Genomic DNA, 15,844 nt, shown 5'->3' with positions numbered 1-15,844 from the left:
GGTTGGTGGCTCCTGTTTGGGGCCGTGAAAGAAGCGTGCAGCCCTGACGTAGCGTCAAGGTCAAGCACCGATCCGAAGAAAGTTCCCGGGACCCTAGGTCCTCAGGCCGCGAGGGTGTGTTCGAGGAGTACGTCGCGCAGCACGAACTCAGCCCGAGACAGCGGCGGCGGATCCGGTGACCAGGTATCGGGCGGCGGGCTGACATACGTATGGCCCGTTGGTGTGATGGTGATGATGCTGCCGTCGGGTCCGGGTCTGGCTCGCCAGCCGAGCGCCTCTTTGGCTTGATTGCACCTCTCACACAGACCCTGCAGGTTCTCCGCGCTGGTCGCGCCGCCATCGGCGTGGCGCTCGACGTGGTCGATGTTCCGGATCGGGGCGTCACAGCCGTTGGTGCGGCAGATCCCGCCGTCGCGAGTGGTGATGAACTCCGCGAGCCCGTCGGGCGCCTTCCGTGAACGTGACTCCATCGCCACCAACTGGCCGGCGGGGTCGGTGAACAGGCGCCGGACGAAGACCTCAGCGTCGGCGAGCGCTTCGCGGGCCCAGGTCGCGGGGACGGGGCCGTAGCCCTCGACCATGGCGGGTTGATCGGCGTCGTTGGTGAGGGTGTCGGCGGTCATCACGATCTTGACCTCGATCCGAGGCTTCGTGCCGGTCGTGCTGCGGCCGGTGATCCGGTCGACGAGCGTGTCGGCCATGACCTGGCCACGGGTCCGCTCGTCGCCGGCAGCCGCAGCGGTCTTGGCTGCCTGGTCCAGTGCGGCGAAGACGGCGACGCCGTCCTTGACCGGGAGCAGGGCGCCGAGCCAGGTCATCGTGTCGGGTGCCGGGCGGAGGCTGACCCGACGGTCTCGCGTCGCGTTCGCAGCCCGGGCGACGACGGATGCCTGATCCAGCGTGATGGCGAGTTTCTTGGCGGCGTTCTCGAGCTGCCGCAGCCCCATCGACACCGCCTTCGCCGGCTCACCGTCCGGCCCAGTGGCACAGAGTTCGTAGTCGATGACGCGGCGGTCCTCCAATGAGAGGCAGGCGGTTTCGCGGGCGAGGATCGTGGCTTGCCATTGGGAGAACAGTCCGGCCTTCATCAGGGCGAAGGTGTGCGGCATCTCTGCGATCAGGATCTTCGCCAGGCCGAGCAGTTTGGCGCCCTTCTCGGGCGAGACCCGCCGCGCCAACGCGATCTGGGAGGCGACCCCTTCGCCGAGCCTGCGGGCAGGCACCCCGGCCTCGGATTGGCGTGCCCGGACGGCTTCGTCCAGACGTACCGCCGCTTCGGCTTGGACCGCCTCGGCGGTGCACTTGACCGCTTCGAGACCAGCGATCCAGTCGACCAGCTCAGCCTCGGACGCACCCGGAGGCGGCCCTGTGAGGAGGTGGTCGATGGTCTCGTTCATGCGCCTTATTATATGCGACCGAGCACCCTGCCGCGACCTATTTAAGCAGGTCAGACGACAGTTACGCAGTCAGCGAACAAGCAACGTGAACTCCGCGCCACTCTCTCGCCGCCGCCCCGATATAGGCGAAATCTTTCTCGATCGGGTGCCGGGTCAAGGACCGCGAAGCGGCCGGCGAAGCCGGCGCCCGAAGGGCGTCCTTGACGCGGCGCGCGATCGAGAAACACTCAAAGACCGGGTCGGCGGCGAACCCTGAAACGAAGAACAGCCGCGAAGCGAGGTGTCCCCAGCCAAGAAGAACCGTGTTGGTCTCGACACGCCTCCGCCTAGCGGCTCCGGCGGCTCGACCAGCGGGGCAAGGCGGCTCGACCAGCGGGGGCAAGGCGGCTCGACCAGCGGGGGCAGGGCGGCCCGACGCGCGTTCCCGCAATCCGGACCATCAGACCGTCGAACGCTTCCTGCCAACAGGTAGGGTCACGCTGAGACCTGCGGCGTGCCGTCGTACGTCAGGAGGACATGTGCAACGTGGCGAAGTCTGGTGGGTGGAGTTCGACGAGCGGCGACCGGTCGTACTGCTGTCGGGCGAAGAAGCGTCCGGGATCCAGGTGATGCAGGTAGTCGCCCCGGCGGGTGTCGACATCACCGGCTTGGCCGTCGAAGTGGCAGTAGGCGCCACGGAAGGACTGCCCTTTGACGGCGTACTTCGGTTCGCGATCCCACGCCCAGGCTTCACCCCGTGCACGTGGCTGACCACCCTGTCCCGAGACGACCTGATCCAGCGAGCAGGCGCCCTGTCCTCCGCGAAGCTCAGCGAGATCGACGATGCCCTCCGTCTCGGTGGACTCGGCTAGACAGAGCTGACGGTCTCGGCCAAGGGGTCAGTCGGCAACCATCTCCACGAGCCGCCCCATCGCACTGAGCTCAGCATCGTGAACCCCTTGATCAGGGACGATGACAAGCGACCACAGCCGACTCCCGACAGCAACATTGCCGACGACAAGATCCCCGTCATCGTGCGACTCGATACACACGAACGCCCGATCATCGATCTCAACAGGCGCCGGAGAGGAGATGCAGTCCTGCCGGCTGGCGGAGAGCCCAGCGGAGACGGAGGTGTCGACCAACGTCGTCACGAAGATCGCGCCCCGGTCGCTCGTGTAGGTGCAGACGTCCTCGTCGGCGGTATGCGACCAGGAGCCGGGGATGGCGCTGGCGACCTGACCGGGCTCGAAGAGACAGGGTCCGGAGGCTTCGACGGGGGAGGAGGTCGAGGGACTCGGGCCAGGGCTGCTGGTCGTGGGCTCCCCGGACCCGCAGCCGGCGAGAGCGGTCGCCGAGAGGACGGCTGCGACGCTCAGCAGCTTCCTCGACACGTACGTCTCCTCGGGGTTGCGGAAGTCTCGCCAGTTTCGCAGGTCACCCTCGTAAGCCCGCAACCGAGGATCCATCGGCGGCGAGATCGGGGATCAGGGTGCGCAGCCGCGCGAGCGCGTCGCTGGTCTGCGACTTGACGGTGCCGATCGCGATGCCGAGCGTGGCCGCGGTCTCGCGCTCGGTGAGGTCGTCGTAGAACCGCAGGACGATGACCGCGCGCTGTCGAGGCGGGAGACGCAGCAGTGCGTCCCGGACGGTGACGTTCCAGGCCAGACTCGGCCCCGCCGCCGCCCGGTCCGGCAGATGCTCGACCGAGGTCTCCCGCCAGCGGCGGGCTCGCCACCGGGTGGTGGCCTCTCGAGCGAGCACCTTGCGGACGTACGGCTCCGGGTTGTCCTGGATCTTCCCCCACTTCGGCACCACCTTGATGAGCGTTGTCTGGACGAGGTCCTCGGCATCCTCGGCATGTCCGGTGAGGAGGTAGGCGGTACGAATCAGGGCGGGGCGGCGCGTGGTGACGAACTCGTCGAAGAGATGACCGTCAGGCTCTGGCACGGCGCCTCCAGACGAGGATCGCGAGGGCGGCGACCACGAGCGTCGTGCCGGACGTGATGGTCGGAACCCATGGGGACCATGGGCGGGGCGGGGCCAGCTGGTTCTTCACCGGCGAGTCGAGCAGGTTGATCGCGAGGCGGGCAGTGTTGACGTACGCGCTGAGCACCTTGGTGGAACCGTCTCGGACATCGACGGCGACGAGGTCGACGCCTGATTCGGCACGGTTGCGTTTCAGCGCGGCGACGTGGCTCTCGTCGAGCCACGAGACCACCCCGAGGTAACTTCCCTGGATCGGGTCACCATCACCGTCGTCGTCGACGTTCTTCACGCTGATCCGGCCCGGTACGCCGTTGCCGAAGATCGCCGCGACGCGCTTCGAGTCCGGCGTGAGGGCGAGGTGCTGCGCGCCGTTGATCCGTCCGCCGGTCATGGGGATCTGGGCGGGAGCGCTCATCCCATCAGTCTCGAGGATGACGGACTCTTCGCCCTGGACGATCACTGTGCCGACGCCGGTCGTGCTCGCGGCGTCGAGCCCGGTGAGGCTCGTGCTGAGGGCGGAGGTCTGGGCGGTGCTCAGGTCGAAGATCATGCTCCGAGGACTGGAGGAGCTGCAGCAGTCCCGCATCTGCCCGAATTCGACTCCGAGATGGGTGGAATCGAACCAGATCAGGGTGCCGTGCCCGATCCCGCGCTCGGTGCCGGGTCTCTGGGTGACCACCTCGCCGGTCACGGTGTCATAGACCGCATACCCGTTGATCGTGCCTCCTTCGAGGGCGGGAATCGGGTTGTTCACCTTCCCGGTCGTCCAGTAGGCGACATGGCGGCCATCAGGGGAGAGTTGGGCCTCGCCGAGGTAAGGGGTACCCGCGTGCGGCAGGTCGATGAAGGCGTAGGCACCGGTCCCGGCAGATACTCCGACAAGACCGTCGGAGCTCCCGAACCAACCCGCGCGGGGTGCGTCGAACGTGGCGATGAGCGGGCCCAAGGGACCGACCGAGTCCGTGCCCGGGAGATGAGGGCTGGGCTCGTGGAAACGGCTGGGGAGGTAGCTGCCGGACCCGGTGTCCGTCGCCGGCTCGACACCAGTGCGTTGCTGCCAGGTCGCCGTGCCGAGCGCGATCAGCAGCAAGCAGGCGACGGCAGCGATGGTGATCGTGCCGAGGCGCTGCGTACGCGCCACGCGGCGGCCACGCCGCCACAGCTGTCCGGGGGCATCGCCGCCGGAAGGCGCCTCACGGGCGAGTTCTTCGAGTAGGTTGGTCAGCACATCGGTCTCCAGATCGGTTGTCCGATGGCTTACACGTATCGAGCCTCGCCGAAGGTTGGGTGTGCTGATTTGAACAGAATTCCCATGCGGGCTTTGCTGGATTGGGCAGAATCACATCCGTGAACTCTGACATCAGAGAACGGCTCGCGGGGCAGCATGTGCTGCTCACGGGAGTGACCGGGTTTGTCGGCGAGGCGCTGCTGCACCTGATGCTGACCGAGGTGCCGGACGTACGTCTCAGCGTCCTGGTCCGGCCCAAGGGGTCGACGTCAGGGGCGGACCGGATCGCGAAGATGCTGACCAAGCCGATCTTCGAGTCGGTCTCGGACGCGGAGGTGAACGTCGTCGAGGGCGATCTCTCCGCTCCGCCGGCGCTGCCGGCGGATCTCGACGCCGTGGTGCACTCGGCGGGCGATGTGTCCTTCGACCCGCCGGTCGACGAAGGGTTCGTCACCAACGTCGTCGGCGTCCGCGAGCTGCTCAAGCGGGTCGCGGAGACGGATCGGGACATCCACTACCTGCACGTCTCGACCGCGTACGTCTCGGGGCGACGCCGTGGGCACATCCCCGAGGGGCCGGTCGACCACTCCGTCGACGTGGACGCCGAGCTGGCCTGGGGGCTGGCGCAGCGGGCGGCCGTCGAGGAGCGCTCGCGCGGCGTCGAGGTGATCTCCAAGCTGCGCAAGCAGGCCGAGCGCGAGCACGGTCGGGCAGGTCTGATGACCGCCGCCGCTGCGGCCGAGGAGGCGCGCAAGAAGTGGGTGAAGGACGAGCTCGTACGCCTCGGCACCGAGCGAGCGCGGTCGCTGGGCTGGACCGACGCCTACACGTTCACCAAGGCGCTGGGCGAGCGGGTGGTCGAAGCCCACGCCGCAGCGGGGAACCGGGCCACGATCTACCGCCCGGCGATCATCGAGTCGGCCGTCTCTCGCCCGTATCCGGGTTGGATCGAGGGCTTCAAGATGGCCGAGCCGCTGATCCTCGCCTATGGCCGCGGCGAGCTGCCGCTCTTCCCTGCGGCCGCGGACACCCCTGTCGACATCGTGCCGGTCGACCACGTCGTCGCCTCGATCGTGGCGTGCCTGGCGCACCCACCCGAGCACGGCGAACCGGCCTACTTCCATCTCGCCTCCGGCGACCGCAACCCGGTGACGTTCGGGATGCTCTACGAGACCGTGCGCGCCTACTTCTCCAAGGAGCCGTTCGCGGCCGGTGACCGCGGTGCGGCCCGGCTGCCGGAGTGGACGTTCCCGGGCGGAGCCTCGGTCGAGCGGATGATGGTGACCGGGGAGAGGGTCCACAAGATCGCCGACAGGCTGCTCGGGATGGCTCCACGCAGCGACCGCACCCGCGGCTGGGCGCGCGACCTCGACCGGCAGGGCCGGCGGCTACAGTTCCTGCGTCGCTACCTGGACCTCTACAAGGAGTACGCCCAAGCCGACCTCCGCTTCGTCGACGAAAACACGCTCGCGCTCTACCGGTCGCTGTCGCCGGCCGACCAGGAGACCTTCGCCTTCGACACCGGCGTGATCGACTGGCACGAATACCTCTACGACATCCACGTGCCGTCGGTGACCAAGCCGGTCCGTGAGCTCGACGAGCTGCGCAAGCTGCGGAAGAGGCCGGACCCCGGCCGGCTGCCGCAGCTCAAAGACGGGCGGGTCGCGGCCTTCTTCGACCTCGACGGCACCCTGATGTCCTCCAACGTGATCGAGACCTACCTGTGGCTGCGGCTCGGTGAGCTCTCCGGCACGCAGAAGGCATCCGAGATCGCCCGGATGGCGAGCAAGGTGCCCGGCTATGTATGGGCGGACCGCACCGAGCGCGGCACGCTGCTGCGTACGGTCTACAAGGAGTACGCCGGTGCCCGGCTCTCCGAGCTGGACGAGATCGTCGACGAGCACCTGACCACGCACATCCTCGGGCGGCTGGCCCCGGACGCGGTCCGGCGGATCCGGGAGCACCGGGCGGCGGGGCACGTGACGGTGCTGGTGACCGGCGCGATCCGGCCGCTGACCCGGCCGTTGATGCCGCTGTTCGACCACATCGAGGCGGCCGACCTGGCCGTCGACGATCGCGGGTTCTGCACCGGCCACATGGCCGCGTCGCCGCTGGTCGGGGAGTCGCGTGGGGCGTTCGTCCGGGAGTGGTCGCGCCGCGAGGGCATCTCGCCGGCCGACTGCTTCGCCTACGCCGACTCCCACTCCGACCTCCCCCTGCTCGCCGCGGTCGGGCACCCGGTGGCGGTCCGGCCCGACGTACCTCTGTTCCGGCACGCCAAGAAGTCGCACTGGACCATCGTCGACTGGGAGTCGCCGGGCCACGCGAGCCGCACGCTCGACCCGGCCGGGCTGCACCGATGAGGAGGGGCTGAATGCTCGCGCTCGAGATGTACCGCAGCGTCGCCAAGACGGCACTGGGGAAGGTCGCCGGCGGCCGGCTGCCGCTGCTGCTGACCGGGGCGGCGGCGCCGCTGCGGATGGTGACGCTCGACCCACCGAGGGTCGAGCACGACGGATGGGCGCGGCTGCGGGTCTCCCTGTCCGGCATCTGCGGCTCCGACCTGGGGATGCTGTCGGGGAAGACGAGCCTCTACTTCCAGCCGCTGGTGAGCCTGCCGTTCGTGCCCGGCCACGAGATCGTGGGCGAGCTGCTCGACCCCTGCGGCGACCTGGCGGCCGGGACCCGCGTGGTCGTCGACCCGGTCCTGACCTGCGCGGCGCGCGGGCTGGAGCCGTGCGAGGCGTGTGCGCGCGGCGAGACCAACCGCTGCTCCCGGATCACCGTCGGCGACATCTCCTCCGGGTTGCAGACCGGGTTCTGCCACGACACCGGCGGCGGCTGGTCGCAGCAGCTCTCGGTGCACCGCTCCCAGCTCCACGTGGTGCCGGAGGGCTACTCCGACGAGCAGGCGCTGCTCGCCGAGCCGGTCGCCTGCGCGGTCCACACCGCGCGAAGAGCCGCGGTCAAGCCCGGTGACCGCGTGCTCGTCTCGGGTGCCGGGGCGGTCGGACTGCTGGCCACGCTGGCCCTGCGCGAGCTCACCGACGCCGGCGAGATCCTGGTCGTCGCCAAGCATGCTCATCAGCGCGAGCTGGCGCTCGAGTTCGGTGCCACCGAGGTCGTCGCTCCGTCGGAGACGCTGCGCAGGATCAGGCGTGCGACCAGCGCCTTCATGCTCGAGCCGGAGATGCTCTCCTCGCCCTACCTGCTCGGCGGCGTGGACGTGACCGTCGACGCGGTCGGCTCGAAGGAGTCGCTGCAGACCTGCCTGCACGCCACTCGCGCGGGTGGACGCGTGGTGCTCTCCGGGATGCCCGCCTCCGCCGATCTGTCCGCGGCCTGGTTCCGGGAGCTCGAGGTGGTCGGGACGTACGCCTCCTCGCGCGGCTCCGGCGACTTCGCCACCGCCCTCGACCTGGTCGGCCACGACGCCATGTGCCGCCTGGCCAAGACCGTCGCGCCCTACCCGCTCCACCGCTGGCGCGAGGCCCTCGACCATGCCCACTCAGCCGGTCGGCTCGGCACTGTCAAGGTGGCGTTCGACCCCAGACGTACGTCCTGAAGAAGGAGAGACACGATGACACGACCAGGTTTCGTGCTGGAGGTCGACGACCGTACGCCGCCCCTGCTCGTCCACGAGGGGCTCGGGTTCCGGCTCGAGGAGTTCCCGCAGGGCACGCGGGTGGTCTACCCGCCCGAGTCGCTGCCGACGGTGCCGGACGTGGACGCGGCGATCCGGGAGTCGCTGGAGAACCCGGTCGACTCCGAGCCTCTGCGGGAGCTGATGTTCCCGGGGATGCGGCTGACGATCGCCTTCGACGACCTCTCGCTGCCGCTGCCAACCATGAAGGCGCCGGACATCCGCGGCAGGATCATCGAGCAGGTGCTCACGATCGCGGCCGAGAAGGGCGTCGACGACGTCGAGATCATCGCCGCGCTGGCCCTGCACCGCCGGATGACCGACGCCGAGATGAAGCACATCGTCGGCGAGCGCGTCTTCCGCAGCTTCGCGCCGCAGGGGCTGCTCTACAACCACGACGCCGAGGACCGCGCCAACCTCGAGCACATGGGCGTCACCGAGAAGGGCGAGGACGTCGAGATCAACAAGCGGGCGGCCACCTCCGACCTGCTGATCTACGTCAACGTCAACCTCGTCGCGATGGACGGCGGCCACAAGTCGGTCGGCATCGGGCTGGCCTCCTACAAGTCGATCAAGCACCATCACAACGCCAAGACGATGGTGCACTCGCGCTCGTTCATGGACCACAAGCACTCCGAGATGCACTCCTCGGCCTGGCGGATGGGCCGGCTGATCGGCGAGCACGTCAAGGTCTTCCAGATCGAGACGACGCTCGACAACGAGGTGTTCGGGAAGCCGTACGACACCCTGCTCAAGCGCGAGTGGGAGTGGTCGCTGCGCGACCAGGCGACGGTGCTCGGCCTGCGCCGCGGGCTGGCGGTCGCGCCGCAGAAGATGCGCCACAAGATGTTCCACGACCTGCGGTCCAACTACGGGCTGACCGGGATCACCGCCGGCGCGGTGGAGCCGGTGCACGAGCTGACCGTGCAGCGCGTCCACCAGCAGCAGCGGGTCAAGGTCGAGGGGCAGTCCGACGTGATGGTGATGGGCGTGCCCTATCTCGGCCCCTACAACGTCAACTCGACCATGAACCCGATCCTGGCCGCCTGCATGGGGCTGGGCTACTACTTCAACTCCTACCTGCGCCAGCCGGTCGTGCGCGAGGGCGGCGTCGCGATCCTCTACCACCCGCTCGACGAGGGCTTCAACACCCTCACGCACCCCTCCTACGTCGACTTCTACGAGGAGGTGCTGGCCGACACGAACGACCCGGCGCTGATCGGGCCGAAGTTCGAAGAGCAGTTCGCCACGGACCCCTGGTACGTCCACCTCTACCGCACCTCGAACGCCTATCACGGCGTCCACCCGTTCTACATGTGGTACTGGATCGCGCACGCCCTCGACCACCTCGGCGACGTCATCTGGGTCGGCGGCAACCCCAAGGCCGCCGCGCGGATGGGCTTCCGGTCGGCGTCGACCCTGCGGGACGCGCTCGAGATGGCGAGCTCGACGGTCGGCCCGTCCCCGTCGATCACCTACCTCCGCAACCCTCCGCACCTCCTGGCGGACGTCCGATGAGTTTCTGGAAGGAGACCGCCCGCGACGTACGGCTCTTCCAGCGAGGCTGGCGGTGGGGTCACCGGGCGCAGGTGCCGCGGTCGGCGGAGCCGTTCGTGCCGCCGGCGACGACGACGGTCTTCGACAACGAGTGGTCGCGCAAGCCGGCCGCGCGAGTGGTCCGGGAGGTCGCGCAGGCCGGTCTCGAGGCGGTCTTCCGGTCCCAGGTGAAGACCCAGGTCGAGGGGCTGGACGTGCTCGAGAGGCTCGACGGGCCGGTGATCTTCGTGGCCAACCACGCGTCCCACCTGGACACTCCGCTGATCCTGCTGAGCCTTCCGGACCAGTGGCGGCGGCGTACGGCGGTGGCGGCCGCGGCGGACTACTTCTTCGACACCTGGTGGCGGGCGGTGGGCTCCTCGCTGGTCTTCAACACGCTGCCCATCGACCGTCGCGGGGGCGCGCTCGCGAACGCGCCCGGTGAGGTGCTCGCCGACGGCTGGTCGCTGGTCGTCTTCCCCGAGGGCACCCGGTCCAAGGACGGCACCGTCGGCCGGTTCCGGTCGGGCGCCGCCTACCTGGCCATCGAGTACGGCGTCCCCGTCGTCCCGATCGCCCACCGCGGCACCTACGCGGCGATGCCGCGCGGGGTGAACTGGCCCGGCAAGGACAAGGCCGGGGGCCGCCGCCAGCTGACCGTACGCTTCGGGGAGCCGCTCCGTCCGGCTGAGGGCGAGTCGATCCGTGAGTTCGCGCCCCGGATCCGGACGGCGGTGGCGAGACTGCTGGATGAGGACGCCACGGACTGGTACGCCTCGATGCGCCGCGCTGCCGAGGAGGGCACGCCCGACCCCGCCGGCGAGGAGATCGCCGAGTGGCGCAAGGTCTGGGCGGCCACGGAGTCACCCGACCCCGAGCCGGACCGGATCAGGGCATGGCGCCGCTGATGTGTTGCTGAGCCCGGTCAGGCCCAGCGGAGCAGCGCTGCCACAGGGGCGTCGCCGAGCAGGCTGGCGGGCAGGACGTACACCTCCGCGTCGGTCAGGACCGCGGCGGCGATGAGCGCCTCGCCGGCCTCGACCGGGCCGGAGACCGGGGCCTCTCCGAAGGTGAGGCCGGGATGATCCGCCGGGTCGAGCATGCGGCCGGCCAGCGCGCCGGGGTCGATCAGCAGGGTCTCGACGCGGCCGGTGACGAAGGCGTCGGCGACGTCGCGTACACCGGTGGCCGCGCGTTCGCCCCTGCCCCAGGCTTCCTCGAGCCGCCGGACCAGTGCCGTGCGATGGCGTACGACAAGGTCCATCAGAGCGCTACGGATCGCGTCGTCGCGGGCCTGGCCGCCGCCGTCCTCGGCACGCTGTCCGCTCGCCAGCTCGACGACCTCGACAGGTTGGCCGGCGAGCTTCTCGCGCAGTCTGCCCACCGTGGTCGGGTCGCCGCCGACGAGCACGAGCTCGTGGCCGTGGTCGCGGACCAGCCTGGTCACCTCCTCGGCGACCTTGTCGGCGTTGTGACGCCAGACGTTGTCGGTGGTCTGCTGCATGCGGAACGCCGCCCACCCGACGTTGTCGTGGACCTTATGGACGTGCTCGAGCTCGTCGCCCTCCACGGTGGTCGTGCTCGTGGGCTGCGGCAGTCCCGAGTCCCACAGCGAGATCTCGCCACCGGTGTGGTCGGCCAGGACCAGCACGAACGGCATCGACGTCTCGCGCGCAGCGATCCAGGAGCCGAGGTCGGGCAGCATGTCCCAGGTCGCGACCGGGTGGGGGACCGCGGCAACGGCGACCTCGTCGTAGGCGATCCCCTCGGGCGTCGCGACGACGACCCGTGCGAGCGGGGCCGGCTGGCGTACGTTCGCCTCCAAGCGGTCGGAGACCTGGGCGACGACGCCCGGGGGAGCGCCCTGGGCGGAGAGCTCCTCACAGGCGGCGCGCACCCGCAGCTCCTTGGCGTGGGCCGCGTTCTCCGAGTCCTGGCTGACATCGGCCAGCACGGTGGCGTACGGCCCGGGTCGGGTCAACAGGTTGGTGAATCCAGCAGTGTCCATATCGGTGTGGTACCCACCGGCAGGGGATGTGACACGCGCTCGATCAACTGGCCTTGCAGGTGACCTCGGTGACGTGCCACTCCTCGTCCTTGCCCTCGCCGGAGCGGGTGACCACGAGGGTGAACACGGACCGGCCGCCGTCGGGGGTCAGTTCGACCGTGGCGCCCGTCTTGGTGAGGTCGGTGGAGGTGATGCGTACCTTCTCCAGGTGGCCGCGCGCGTCGGCCGTCTTCTCGGTGGGCGGGGTCTGTACCGAGGGGCAGGCCTTCGCCCACTGCGCCACCAGCTCCGGCTTCGCCTCGACCGTGGTCCAGCTCGTGGTCCGCGCGAACCGGCTGGCGGCCGTCTCGGACTGCTCGGTGGCGTGCTCGCGGAAGCGCGAGCGGGAGTAGCCGTAGCCGGCCACCGAGATCAGCACCCCGACCAGCAGCAGCACACCGACCTTGATCGCGATCTCGCGCCGCTCGCTGCTTTGCACGGGACGTTCCTATCACCACCGGCCCCAGGACCCGAACCGGCTCGCGGATGAGAGAGCTCTCATGGTCATCTCACGATCACCTCACCGCGGGTCGAGATGGTTCTTGCATGGCGCCGGGAACACCCGGGGCAGAACCTGAAGGGACGAATGATGAAGAAGCTTCCGATGATCCTCGGTACCGGCCTGGTCGGCGTGGTCGCGGCCGCTGTGTTCAGCTACCAGAGCGCTGCCGCTGTCGATGACGACGGCTATGCCAAGCGTGAGGAGAAGTCCAACACCCAGGTGAACACCGTCGACGATGACGACGACAACGACGCCGACGACGTCACCCGCGACGCCGCCGGCAACGACACCGCGACCAACGGCACCGGCGTGACCCGGGCGACCAAGGACAACACCCGGGACAACACCCGCGACAAGGTCACCCGCGACGACCAGACCAAGGACAACAACACCAAGGACGACAACACCAAGAACGACAACACCAAGAACGACACGGACGACAACACCAACGACCGGACCCAGGGCTGAGTCGAAGATGACCGACACCTGGGGCCTGGTCCAGGGTGACGCGATCACCCCCGAGCTGACCGCGATGCGGCTGCTCGGGGGCGGCTCGTCGTACGAGGCCTTCCTGGCCTTCGACGAGATCACCTACGGGCCGGTCGTCGCCAAGGTCCTGCGACCGAACCTGATCGAGAGCGAGACCAGCCGCAACGCGCTGCGGCGCGAGACCGACGCACTGACGCAGCTGCGTCATCCGGTCCTCGTCCGCGGCCTGCGCGAGGACCTCGACGGCGAGCGCCCGTACGTCGTGATGGAGCACGTCGAGGGCCCCCGGCTCTCGACGCTGATCCGCCGTCACGGGCGCCTCCCGGAGCAGCAGTACCTGCCGCTGGCGCTCGACCTCGCCTCGGCGCTGCACTACCTGCGGCGCTCCGGCTGGGTGCACCTCGACGTCAAGCCGAGCAACCTGATCATGGGCTCGCCGGCCCGGCTCATCGACCTCTCCGTGGCCCGGCCTGTCCCCGCGGCCGCCGCGCTGCGCCACGAGATCGGCACCGACGCCTACATGGCGCCCGAGCAGTGCCTGCCCGGCGAGCGCGGCGAGGTCGGCCCGGCCAGCGACGTGTGGGCCCTGGGCGCGACCCTCTTCCACGCCGTCACCGGCGAGCGGCCGTTCCCCCATGGCGACCCGTCGGCCGCGGACCGCACCGAGCGCTACCCGCAGCTCGTCTCCGGGCCCGGCGACCTCCCCAGGCGGACGCCGCCCGAGGTCGTCAAGGTCATCGAGGCGTGCCTCGCCCCGGCCGCCGGTGACCGGCCGGCCCCGGCGGAGATCGCCGAGGCTGTCTCGCCCGCGCTCGAGCGCCTTCCGCGGGCCTCGCTGGGCGGCCTGCGGATCCACTGACCCTTTTCCCATCCCCTGCAGCTGAGGGCCCGGCACTCGCCGGGCCCTCAGCCGTTCCTGGCGTCGAGATCAGGGCTGGAAGCGGTAGCCCATGCCGCGTACGGTCTCGACCCGGGCCGAGCCCAGCTTCTTGCGCAGGTAGCCGACGTAGACGTCGACGACGTTGGAGCCCGGGTCGAAGTCCATGCCCCAGGCCAGGTCGAGCAGCTGCGCGCGGGAGAGGACCTGCCCCGGATGCCGCAGCAGCACCTCCGCGAGCGCGAACTCACGCGCTGAGAGGTCGCTCTCGCGACCGTCAACCCGCAGCCGCCGCGTACGCAGGTCCAGGCCCACCGAGCCGGAGCGGAGCTCGCCCACCTCGGCGTCGGTGTTGTCCTGCTGCCGCAGGCGTACGTTGATCCGGGCCCGCAGCTCAGCGAAGCGGAAGGGCTTGGCCAGGTAGTCGTCGGCTCCGCCCTCGAGCGCGGAGACGGTGTCGTGCACCGAGTCGCGGGCGGTCAGCACCACGACCGGCATCCGGGACCCTTGGGCACGCAGCTGGTCGAGCACTTCGAAGCCGTCGATGGTCGGGAGACCGATGTCGAGCACCATCAGGTCGAAGGCGCCGCTGAGCGCCTCCTCGAGCCCTTCGAGGCCGTCGGCGACGGTGCTGACCTGGTGGCCGTCGGCGCTCAGGCCCTTGGCGAGGAAGGCCGCGATGCGGTCCTCGTCCTCGACGATCAGGATGCGGGCCATGCCTCTCCTTCGGTGCGTGCGGGCAGGGTGATCGTGAAGTGGGCGCCGGAGGGTGTCGCGTCCTCGACGCCCACGGTGCCACCGTGGGCGGTGGCGATGGCGGAGACGATGGCGAGGCCGAGCCCGAGTCCCGGCCGGTCGCCGGATCCGGTCTCGGCGCCGCGCGCGAACCGCTCGAAGATCCGGTCCCGGTCCTCGGCGGGCACTCCCGGTCCGGTGTCGCGCACCCAGAGTCGCAGGGTGCCGTCGACGGTCGCCGAGCCGACCGCGATCCGGTCGCCGGGCGCGGTGTGTCCGGCGGCGTTGTCGCACAGCTGCAGCATCGCCTGGGTGACCCGCTGCGGGTCCAGGCGCCAGGTGCCGGGAGTCGCCGCGTCGAGGTGCCAGTCGCGGTCGGCGAGGGCGCTGGCCTTGGCCAGGATGTCCTCGGTGAGGGTGTCGACGTCGACCTGCTCGAGGGTGAGGAAGTCGGGCCGGTCGTGCTTGGCCAGCAGGATCAGGTCGCCGACCAGACGGCTCATCCGGTCGACCTCGTCGAGCGCCAGCCGCCGGGTCTGCTCGACCTCGGCCGGGTCGGACTCGTCGAGGAGCTCGAGGTGGCCGCCGATGATCGTCAGCGGCGTACGCAGCTCGTGGCCGGCGTCGTCGAGGAACTGGCGCTGGTCGGTGAACGCCTGCTCCAGACGGGCCAACATGTCGTTGAAGTTCCTGGTCAGGGCCGAGATGTCGTCGTTGCCCGACTCGGGCAGCCGGGCGGAGAGGTCGCTGGCGTTGACCGCTCCGGTCGCCTGCCGGAGCCTGGTCAGCGGGGCCAGCAGCCGTCCGGACTGCCAGGCCGCGACCACGGTGACGAGCAGAGCGAGGAGGGCGGCCACGATCGTGTAGGTGCGCATCGTGCTGCGCAGCTCGGCACGGTCCTCGTCGAGGTAGGAGACGACCAGCAGGGCGCCCTCGGTGGTGCCCCGGGCGTTGTCCTGCCGCACCGGCTGGCTGGTGATGCGTACCTCGCCGTCCGCGGTGTCGAGATAGGTCGTCCCACCGTCGCGGACCACGTCGCGTACGGCGCTGTGGAACCGTGGCGAGGTGACCAGCGGGTCCTCGGGGAACTGCGCACGTGGCCGGCCGTCGACCCAGGCGACGAGGAGCTCGTCGTCGTCGGGCACGTTGCGGCTCAGGAACGTCCGCAGCAGGCCCTCCACGTCGTACGGCGCCCTGGTCTCGGGGTCGATGCCCTCGGTGCGCAGCCTGGAGAACTCGTCGAGCTCCTGCTCCATCTCGCGTGTGGTCGCGGCGTCGACCCGGCTGAGCTCGACCGCGTAGACGATGAGCCCGGCGCCGGCCAGGGCGAGGGTGACCAGCAGAGCGACCGAGGCGGTGATCCGGGCGCGCACGGACAGCCCCCGGCGCCGCGGAGGCGGTGTGGCCCCGGGTGGCTGAGGG

15 protein-coding genes are annotated in these 15,844 nt (G+C 69.9%); 7 read left to right on the top strand and 8 right to left on the bottom strand.

Annotated features, from left to right (window positions below):
• Nucleotides 1-101: 101 nt before the first annotated feature.
• The gene (locus ABZY89_RS15895; protein ID WP_355228653.1) at nt 102-1,397 is read right to left on the bottom strand and encodes a DUF222 domain-containing protein; all 1,296 of its coding nucleotides are present in this window, start codon (nt 1,395-1,397) and stop codon (nt 102-104) included.
• A 518-nt stretch (nt 1,398-1,915) separates the two neighbouring features.
• Between ABZY89_RS15895 and ABZY89_RS15890 the strand changes: the two genes are divergently transcribed.
• A complete protein-coding gene (locus ABZY89_RS15890; protein WP_355228651.1) occupies nt 1,916-2,248 on the top strand; it encodes a type II toxin-antitoxin system PemK/MazF family toxin in 333 nt (110 codons plus the stop codon).
• 27 nt (nt 2,249-2,275) lie between these two features.
• Here the strand turns inward: ABZY89_RS15890 and ABZY89_RS15885 are convergent, their stop codons facing one another.
• Genes ABZY89_RS15885 through ABZY89_RS15875 form a run of 3 tightly spaced genes read right to left on the bottom strand, consistent with a single transcriptional unit; the run spans nt 2,276 to nt 4,593 of the window.
• Entirely contained in the window at nt 2,276-2,833 is a 558-nt protein-coding gene (locus ABZY89_RS15885) for a hypothetical protein (RefSeq protein ID WP_355228649.1), read from the bottom strand.
• Complete coding sequence (locus ABZY89_RS15880) at nt 2,814-3,326, bottom strand: SigE family RNA polymerase sigma factor (RefSeq protein ID WP_355228647.1); 513 nt, start codon at nt 3,324-3,326, stop codon at nt 2,814-2,816. The genes ABZY89_RS15885 and ABZY89_RS15880 overlap by 20 nt, the downstream gene beginning before the upstream one ends.
• On the bottom strand, nt 3,313-4,593 hold the full coding sequence (locus tag ABZY89_RS15875; RefSeq protein WP_355228645.1) for a hypothetical protein: 1,281 nt from the start codon (nt 4,591-4,593) through the stop codon (nt 3,313-3,315). The genes ABZY89_RS15880 and ABZY89_RS15875 overlap by 14 nt, the downstream gene beginning before the upstream one ends.
• Nucleotides 4,594-4,712: 119 nt before the next feature.
• Here ABZY89_RS15875 and ABZY89_RS15870 point away from each other — a divergent pair, with 119 nt between their 5' ends.
• From ABZY89_RS15870 to ABZY89_RS15855, 4 genes are read left to right on the top strand one after another with little or no spacing between them, the layout of a single operon-like run.
• Nucleotides 4,713-6,956, top strand: a complete 2,244-nt coding sequence (locus ABZY89_RS15870; protein WP_355228643.1) for an HAD-IB family hydrolase — start codon at nt 4,713-4,715, stop codon at nt 6,954-6,956.
• An 11-nt stretch (nt 6,957-6,967) separates the two neighbouring features.
• Nucleotides 6,968-8,158 carry a zinc-binding dehydrogenase gene (locus tag ABZY89_RS15865; RefSeq protein ID WP_355228641.1) on the top strand — a complete coding sequence of 397 codons (1,191 nt, stop codon included), beginning with the start codon at nt 6,968-6,970 and terminating at the stop codon, nt 8,156-8,158.
• 15 nt (nt 8,159-8,173) lie between these two features.
• Nucleotides 8,174-9,754, top strand: a complete 1,581-nt coding sequence (locus ABZY89_RS15860) for a lactate racemase domain-containing protein (RefSeq protein WP_355228639.1) — start codon at nt 8,174-8,176, stop codon at nt 9,752-9,754.
• The gene (locus tag ABZY89_RS15855; RefSeq protein WP_355228637.1) at nt 9,751-10,680 is read left to right on the top strand and encodes a lysophospholipid acyltransferase family protein; all 930 of its coding nucleotides are present in this window, start codon (nt 9,751-9,753) and stop codon (nt 10,678-10,680) included. Before ABZY89_RS15860 ends, ABZY89_RS15855 begins: the two co-directional genes overlap by 4 nt.
• 17 nt (nt 10,681-10,697) lie before the next feature.
• Here the strand turns inward: ABZY89_RS15855 and ABZY89_RS15850 are convergent, their stop codons facing one another.
• Together ABZY89_RS15850 and ABZY89_RS15845 are read right to left on the bottom strand one after the other, a co-directional pair.
• Nucleotides 10,698-11,780 (bottom strand): Vms1/Ankzf1 family peptidyl-tRNA hydrolase, encoded by a 1,083-nt coding sequence (locus tag ABZY89_RS15850; protein ID WP_355228636.1) that lies wholly within the window; start codon nt 11,778-11,780, stop codon nt 10,698-10,700.
• A gap of 43 nt (nt 11,781-11,823) precedes the next feature.
• On the bottom strand, nt 11,824-12,258 hold the full coding sequence (locus ABZY89_RS15845) for a hypothetical protein (RefSeq protein WP_355228635.1): 435 nt from the start codon (nt 12,256-12,258) through the stop codon (nt 11,824-11,826).
• Nucleotides 12,259-12,423: 165 nt separating this feature from the next.
• On the opposite strand from ABZY89_RS15845, the gene ABZY89_RS15840 reads away from it, so the two are divergent.
• The gene (locus ABZY89_RS15840) at nt 12,424-12,789 is read left to right on the top strand and encodes a hypothetical protein (protein ID WP_355228633.1); all 366 of its coding nucleotides are present in this window, start codon (nt 12,424-12,426) and stop codon (nt 12,787-12,789) included.
• A gap of 7 nt (nt 12,790-12,796) precedes the next feature.
• On the top strand, nt 12,797-13,669 hold the full coding sequence (locus ABZY89_RS15835) for a serine/threonine-protein kinase (RefSeq protein WP_355228631.1): 873 nt from the start codon (nt 12,797-12,799) through the stop codon (nt 13,667-13,669).
• 69 nt (nt 13,670-13,738) lie between these two features.
• Here ABZY89_RS15835 and ABZY89_RS15830 read toward each other — a convergent pair whose 3' ends face one another.
• Nucleotides 13,739-14,404, bottom strand: a complete 666-nt coding sequence (locus ABZY89_RS15830; protein ID WP_350666096.1) for a response regulator transcription factor — start codon at nt 14,402-14,404, stop codon at nt 13,739-13,741.
• On the bottom strand, nt 14,389-15,795 hold the full coding sequence (locus tag ABZY89_RS15825; RefSeq protein WP_355228629.1) for a HAMP domain-containing sensor histidine kinase: 1,407 nt from the start codon (nt 15,793-15,795) through the stop codon (nt 14,389-14,391). Before ABZY89_RS15825 ends, ABZY89_RS15830 begins: the two co-directional genes overlap by 16 nt.
• Nucleotides 15,796-15,844: the final 49 nt, after the last annotated feature.

This window comes from Nocardioides sp. NPDC006303 (assembly GCF_040613175.1).
In the GTDB taxonomy this organism is placed as follows: domain Bacteria; phylum Actinomycetota; class Actinomycetes; order Propionibacteriales; family Nocardioidaceae; genus Nocardioides.
The sequence above is the reverse complement of the archived record's forward strand: the minus strand, read 5'-3'. Positions and strand labels throughout refer to the sequence as shown.